The sequence below is a fragment of the Methylorubrum zatmanii genome (assembly GCF_014845115.1).
GTDB classification, from domain to species: domain Bacteria; phylum Pseudomonadota; class Alphaproteobacteria; order Rhizobiales; family Beijerinckiaceae; genus Methylobacterium; species Methylobacterium zatmanii.
Genome location: NZ_NKUI01000083.1, coordinates 1 through 6,442, shown reverse-complemented (window position 1 = coordinate 6,442; position 6,442 = coordinate 1). Strand labels below are relative to the sequence as shown.

Annotated in this window: 8 protein-coding genes and 1 riboswitch; of the genes, 4 read left to right on the top strand and 4 right to left on the bottom strand. The window is 68.7% G+C overall.

The window, feature by feature from the left end:
- Both acnA and MZTS_RS11245 read right to left on the bottom strand, forming a co-directional pair.
- Positions 1 to 2,082 (bottom strand): aconitate hydratase AcnA (gene acnA, locus MZTS_RS11250; RefSeq protein ID WP_192283913.1); only part of this gene is annotated, 2,082 nt, incomplete at its 3' end.
- A 325-nt stretch (positions 2,083 to 2,407) separates the two neighbouring features.
- The gene (locus tag MZTS_RS11245; protein ID WP_009866124.1) at positions 2,408 to 2,590 is read right to left on the bottom strand and encodes a hypothetical protein; all 183 of its coding nucleotides are present in this window, start codon (positions 2,588 to 2,590) and stop codon (positions 2,408 to 2,410) included.
- A 192-nt stretch (positions 2,591 to 2,782) separates the two neighbouring features.
- Here MZTS_RS11245 and ccmA point away from each other — a divergent pair, with 192 nt between their 5' ends.
- Entirely contained in the window at positions 2,783 to 3,418 is a 636-nt protein-coding gene (gene ccmA, locus MZTS_RS11240) for a heme ABC exporter ATP-binding protein CcmA (RefSeq protein WP_192283912.1), read from the top strand.
- Positions 3,415 to 4,083 carry a heme exporter protein CcmB gene (gene ccmB, locus MZTS_RS11235; protein WP_192283911.1) on the top strand — a complete coding sequence of 223 codons (669 nt, stop codon included), beginning with the start codon at positions 3,415 to 3,417 and terminating at the stop codon, positions 4,081 to 4,083. The genes ccmA and ccmB overlap by 4 nt, the downstream gene beginning before the upstream one ends.
- An 11-nt stretch (positions 4,084 to 4,094) precedes the next feature.
- On the opposite strand, the gene MZTS_RS11230 is transcribed toward ccmB, so the two are convergent.
- On the bottom strand, positions 4,095 to 4,358 hold the full coding sequence (locus MZTS_RS11230) for a hypothetical protein (protein ID WP_192283910.1): 264 nt from the start codon (positions 4,356 to 4,358) through the stop codon (positions 4,095 to 4,097).
- Positions 4,359 to 4,451: 93 nt separating this feature from the next.
- The gene (locus tag MZTS_RS11225) at positions 4,452 to 4,871 is read right to left on the bottom strand and encodes a hypothetical protein (protein ID WP_192283909.1); all 420 of its coding nucleotides are present in this window, start codon (positions 4,869 to 4,871) and stop codon (positions 4,452 to 4,454) included.
- On the opposite strand from MZTS_RS11225, the gene MZTS_RS24975 reads away from it, so the two are divergent.
- Together MZTS_RS24975 and MZTS_RS11220 are read left to right on the top strand one after the other, a co-directional pair.
- On the top strand, positions 4,855 to 5,259 hold the full coding sequence (locus MZTS_RS24975; protein WP_210329240.1) for a hypothetical protein: 405 nt from the start codon (positions 4,855 to 4,857) through the stop codon (positions 5,257 to 5,259). The two genes, MZTS_RS11225 and MZTS_RS24975, sit on opposite strands and share 17 nt — an antisense overlap.
- Positions 5,260 to 5,449: 190 nt before the next feature.
- A riboswitch (cobalamin riboswitch) is annotated at positions 5,450 to 5,648 on the top strand.
- A gap of 124 nt (positions 5,649 to 5,772) precedes the next feature.
- A partial coding sequence (locus MZTS_RS11220; protein ID WP_192283908.1) for a TonB-dependent receptor plug domain-containing protein occupies positions 5,773 to 6,442 on the top strand: 670 nt, incomplete at its 3' end.

Sequence of the window (6,442 nt, the reverse complement as noted above, 5' to 3'; positions counted from 1 at the left end):
GTACTCACCGGCGGGCGAGGCCGCGCGGATGTTGCCGGCGGGCGAGATGTGGTCGGTGGTGATCGAATCGAGAAACAGGCCGAGGATGCGCGCGCCCTCGATATCGGTCACCGGGTCCGGCGTCTTCGTCATTCCCTCGAAATAGGGCGGGTTCTGCACGTAGGTGGAGCCGGCGTCCCAGGCGAAGGTCTCGGCCTCGGTCACCTCGACGCCCTTCCAGTTCGCGTCGCCGCCGAACACGTCGGCATAGCGGCTCTTGAACAGGGCCGAGGTGATGTTCTCCTCGATGAAGCGGTTCACCTCCTCCGAGGACGGCCAGATGTCGGCGAGATAGACCGGCTGACCGTCCGAACCCTGGCCCAGCGGCTCCTTGGTGATGTCGATCTGGAGCGAGCCGGCGAGGGCGTAGGCGACGACCAGGGGCGGCGAGGCGAGGTAATTCGCCCGCACGTCCGGGTTCACGCGGCCCTCGAAGTTGCGGTTGCCCGAGAGCACGGCGGCGGCGACCACGTCGTTGTCGTTGATCGCCTTGGAGATCGCCGCCGGCAGCGGACCGGAATTGCCGATGCAGGTGGTGCAGCCGAAGCCGACGAGGTTGAAGCCGAGGGCGTCGAGGCTCTCCTGCAGGCCGGACTTGTCGAGATACTCGCCGACGACCTGACTGCCGGGAGCGAGCGAGGTCTTCACCCAGGGCTTCGAGCGCAGGCCCTTGGCGACCGCATTGCGGGCGAGCAGGCCGGCCCCGATCATCACGCTCGGGTTCGAGGTGTTGGTGCAGGAGGTGATCGCCGCGATCACCACATCACCGTGACCGATGTCGAAGTTGGTGCCCTCGACCGCGTAACGGCTGGCGATGTCGGACGCCTTCTTGAATTCCTTCTCCATGGCATCGGCGAAGCCGGCCTTGGCGGCGTCGAGCAGCACCCGGTCCTGCGGGCGCTTCGGGCCGGCGAGCGACGGGCGCACGGTGCCCATGTCGAGTTCGAGGGTGTCGGTGAAGACCGGGTCGGGCGTCTGCGCGTCGCGCCACATCCCCTGCGCCTTGGCATAGGCCTCGACCAGGGCGATGCGGTCGTCGGCGCGGCCGGTGACCTTCAGGAAGTCGATGGTCTTCCGGTCGATGGGGAAGAAGCCGCAGGTGGCGCCGTATTCCGGGGCCATGTTGGAGATCGTGGCGCGGTCGGCCACCGCCATGTCGTCGAGGCCGGGGCCGTAGAACTCCACGAACTTGCCGACCACACCCTTCTTGCGCAGCATCTGCGTGACGGTGAGCACGAGGTCGGTGGCGGTGGTGCCCTCCGGCAGCTTGCCGGACAGCTTGAAGCCGATCACCTCGGGGATCAGCATCGAGAGCGGCTGGCCGAGCATCGCGGCCTCGGCCTCGATGCCGCCGACGCCCCAGCCGAGCACGGCCAGACCGTTGACCATGGTGGTGTGCGAGTCGGTGCCGACCAGCGAATCCGGGTAGGCGATCTCGGCGCCATCCTCGGTCTTGGTCCAGACCGTCTGCGACAGGTACTCGAGATTGACCTGATGGCAGATGCCGGTGCCCGGCGGCACCACCGAGAAGTTGCGGAAGGCCGACTGGCCCCATTTGAGGAAGGTGTAGCGCTCGCCGTTGCGGGCGTATTCCAGTGCCACGTTCTCGTCGAGCGCCTTCGGGCTGCCGAACTCGTCGACGATCACCGAGTGGTCGATGACGAGATCCACCGGCACCAGCGGGTTGATCTTCTGCGGATCACCGCCCAGCGCCGCCATGGCGTCGCGCATCGCCGCGAGATCGACGACGGCGGGGACGCCGGTGAAGTCCTGCATCAGCACGCGGGAGGGGCGGAAGGCGATCTCGGTCTCGGCCGTGCCCTTGTTGCCGAGCCAGGCCACCGCCGCCTCGATATCGGCCTTCTTGACCGAACGGTCGTCCTCGAAGCGCAACAGGTTCTCGAGGATCACCTTCATCGAGAACGGAAGAGCGGCGGCATCGGCCAGGCCGTTCTTCTGCGCCTCGGGGATCGAATAATACGTGTAGGTCCTGCCCGCTGCCTCGAGCGTCCGGCGGGCCTTGAAACTGTCGAGCGATGCCACGGCGAGTCGAATCCTGAGCTGGCGTTGTCGAACACGGAGCAGGCATAACCTGCGCCACGAGAGGTGTTCGGCCGGATGCGCTCCAAGAGCGCGCGCCGCCCCGGGGGCGCCCGGGAAGCGAGTGCCCTCGACGAAGTCCCGGCGCCGGGATGGTCGCGAAAAGCACTCAGGATGGTGCGCGAGGGGCGGTTTGGACGCCCTTGAATGATCGCGCGGCGCAGCCTGAGCGGGTCTATAGAACGTTTCGAAATTGGCCGCTACTGGCTCGATGACAGAGCCGCACGGCTGATATCGCAGCCTGGGCCTGGCCGGAGGAGCGGCGGCATCAGGTTTTCGCCGTGCGGGCGTAGCAGCGGCGCACCGCCTCGCGGAAAGAGGCCCGCTGACCCGGCGTCAGGCGCGAGAGCCGGACTTCCAGCTCCGCGCGCCCTGCAACCGCCGCGGGATCGCGGGCCGCCTCCTGTTCGGTCGGCCGGGAAACTCCTCGGGGCGTCGGCTCGGCATCCATGGTTGCGCCTTTCCACCTGCGTCCCCCATCCACTCCGCGAATCAATCCACAGCCGGCCCCTCTGGTTCGCGCGCGCCACATCGATCGGCTATAGGCCGCTCAAGGCCGAGCCTCCCGCCTCGGCACTCCGGCGCCGCGGCGCCCCACGAGGCGACGAGACCGGCGGCCGTCTCTCAACCCGAAGGTCGATCCGTGCGGCTGATCGTCGAGAACCTCGCCTGCCGCCGCTCCGGGCGCCGCATCTTCTCGCGCCTGAGCTTCAGCCTCGGCCCAGGCGAGGCGATGATGATCACCGGGCGCAACGGCGCCGGGAAATCGAGCCTGCTCACCCTGCTCTCCGGCCGCCTCAAACCCGATGCGGGCACGATTCGGGCCGAGGGCATCGGCGAGGCGACCCTGCCGGAGCGGCTTCACGTGGTCGGACATCGGGACGGGCTGAAATCGGCCCTGACGGCGTCCGAGAATCTCGAATTCGCCCGCGATCTGCTCGGCCATCCGGCCGCCTCACCGAAGGCGGCTCTCGAAGCCCTGGGCCTGCCCCACGTCGCCCGTCTGCCCGTCGGTTACTTGTCGGCGGGACAGCGGCGCCGGGTGGCGCTGGCGCGGCTGCTCGTCTGCCGCCGTCCGCTCTGGCTCCTCGACGAGCCGACCGCCGCCCTCGACCTCGCCTCGCAGGGAGTTCTCGCGGCGATGATGGGCCGGCACCGGGCGGAAGGCGGCCTCGTGGTCGCCGCGACCCATCAGGCACTCGGCCTGGAGGATGCGAGCGAGCTGCGCATCGAGCCTCCCCCGCCGGAAGAAGCGGTGACTGCGGAGGAGTGGGCATGATGCGCGCCTTCTCCGCCCTGCTCGCCCGAGACCTGAAACTCGCCGCCCGGGTCGGCGGCTCGGGGGCGCTCTCCCTCGTCTTCTTCCTGATGATCGTGGTGCTGGTGCCCTTCGCCCTCGGGCCGGACCTGAACCTGCTGTCGCGCATCGGCCCGGCGATCCTGTGGCTTTCGGCCGTGCTCGCCACGCTGATCGGCCTCGACCGGCTGTTTCAGTCCGACGAGGAGGACGGTTCCCTCGACCTGATGACGGGGGCCGCCGTGCCCCTGGAGGTCGTGGTGCTCGCCAAGGTGCTGGCGTCCTGGCTGACGACCGGCCTGCCCCTTGCCCTCGCCTCCCCGCTGTTCGGCCTGCTGGTGGCGCTCTCGCCGAAGGCCATGGCGGCCACCGCTCTGACGCTCGCCCTCGGCACGCCGGCCCTCTCCTTCATCGGCGCGGTCGGGGCGGCGCTCACGGCCACCATCCGCCGGGGCGGCCTGATCCTGGCGATCATCGTGCTGCCGCTGATGATCCCGACCCTGATCTTCGGGGTCTCGGCCGCAGAGGCAGCGCTTGGCGGAACCGTGCCGTTCACGACTCCGCTCACCGTGCTCGCCGCCCTCAGCCTGATCGCGGCGGTGGTCGGCACCCTGGCCGCCGCCGCCGCCCTGCGCTGGTCCGAGTAAGCTCTGCGGACCTACTTGTCGCAGCCGATGCAGATGCCGGTATCGATCTTGTCGTCCTTCCGCTCCATCCGCGTCTCGCGATCCATGTTCGTCGAATCGCGGCGCTCGCCCCCGGCCCCCGCCGGCGGCATGGTGCGGCCCACGGAGGAGGTGTTGGGCGCGTAGATGGTCGAGGTCGGGCCGCCTCCGGTCCCGGTCTGGTAGGGGGCCTCGGCGGCAGCCGGCAGTATGAAGGCGGCCGACAGAGCCATAGCGGAGAGGGTGCGTGTGATCATGGTCGGACTCCCTTTGAGTTCCAACGCACTAGGCCTGGGCGGGTTCATCGCAGGCCTCTGCTTGCACAGGTAAGGACGCGGCACCCGAGCCGGCTAATCCGGCCAGCAGATCGTCGCCTCGCGCAGCCCCATCACCCACGCCTCGCCGAGCCCGAACGAACGGGACGCATCGAACACCTCGCCGGAGACGCTGACCTCGCAGGCCTCGCCGAGATCGCCCCCGTCACACAGAGCGAGCGCGCGGTTGCGGCTGCGCATCTCCGCCGCCGCCACCCGGATCAGGAGCTTCCCCACCGCACGGACATCACCGGTCGCCGCATTCGATGCGAGACCGACGCAGGTCATCTCCTCGGGCGTCGCGAAGACGAGATGGCAATGATCGAGGGTGACGCGCTCGCCGACATGTCGGCGGGCCACCTCGGCGAAGGCGGCGACGTCCACATGCGGCTCCGCAGCTCGCGCGGCGTGGGGCAGCGGCATCGCGAGCAGGGCCAGCATGAAGGGAAGCCGCATCAGCCGGGAACCTTCCAACAATGGGTTCCCTGTCGAAGGCAAGTTGCGGGCCGAAAAAGCCTCGGCCGACCCTCGCGCCGACCGCGTCTCAACGGGTCTGACCGGCCTCCTGGGCATGTGTGTCCTGATGATCGGTCGGGCCGGTTCGGGTGAAGGCGAACACGATCACGGCCGCGAGCAGCAGCAGAACAACGGGAAACGCGAACATCCAGCGTGGCATCGTGACGATCCGCCCATGAGTGATCCGGACGATCGAAACTCGCGAAATCTCAAACGGCTCCTCGCAAAGCGGTTTAGCGCCGAATCGTCCTGCCGCGCTCACTGTCATATGCGAAAAATGCATGACACGGCTGATGACGGCCCGATTGCATTGTGCAACGCAACATGACACATACCAAGCATACGAGGTCGCGATGGCGTCGCGGCCCCGTAGCCCTTCTTGGGCGTTTCCTCCCTAGACTTCGGGCCGTCCTTCGGGGCGGCCTTTTTTCTTTCAAAGGCCCTCCGCGATTTGTTGCCGAGCGGACACAAACTCACAGGGTCTTGCTGACGCGCATTGACCGCGGCGGATCGCTCCCCCTAGCGTGGCCGTCGACGGTTCCCGAAAGGGATCAAAAGGGAACGCGGTGAAGGGCCTTTGCCCGATCCCGCGGCTGCCCCCGCAACTGTGAGCGGAGAGCCCTCCATCACCACGTCACTGGGCGAGCCTTCGCCTGGGAAGACGATGGAGGACAACGACCCGCGAGCCAGGAGACCTGCCGTCAGCCGTGGTCACACGCGAGCCATGCCGGGCGGGGTGCCCCAGCAGGTGTCGAAACGCCGGGAGCCTGCGGGCCGATGGCGGCTCGGCCTCGGTCGCGGTGACGTGCCACCGTTGCCGTCCGAAGGCTCTGCCAGTCCCATGCCCTCGCCTCACCGCCCTCGCGGCCACTCTCTCCTGCCTGCCCTCGCGCTTCTTCCCCTCGCTCTGTCCGATTCGGTGCGCGCCCAGGACGCCGTCACCACCCGCCTCGACGAGATCGCCGTGCGGGGCGGTTCAAGCCCCGGCCTGCCGCCGAACGCCCCCGCCGATGCCGTGGGCGCCGAGGCGGCGGCGGCCCTGCGGACGCCGAGCCTGACCCAATCCTCACCCGTTGGCCTCAACCTGCGCACGCCGTCACGCTCGGCGAGCCGCCTCGGGCTCACGCCCCTGGAGACGCCGGCGAGCCTCGACATCATCTCAGGGGAGACCGTGCGCCTGCGCGGCCAGACCTCGGTGCTGGACGCCGTTTCGCAGAACGGGACCGGCATCACGGCGTACGGCTCGCCGGGCTCCGGACTCGGCGCCTTCACCAGCCGGGGATTTGCCGGGCAGAACTCGATCCAGACGCTCTTCGACGGCACCCGGCTCTATGTCGGCGCCAACACGATGACCTTCCCCTTCGACACTTGGAACGTCGAGCGGATCGAGGTGCTGCGCGGTCCGGCCTCGGTGCTCTATGGGGATGGGGCCATCGGCGGCATCGTCAACGTCGTCTCGAAGAAGCCGCTCTTCACCCCGCTCAACGTCGCCCGGTTCGGCCTCGGCGAGG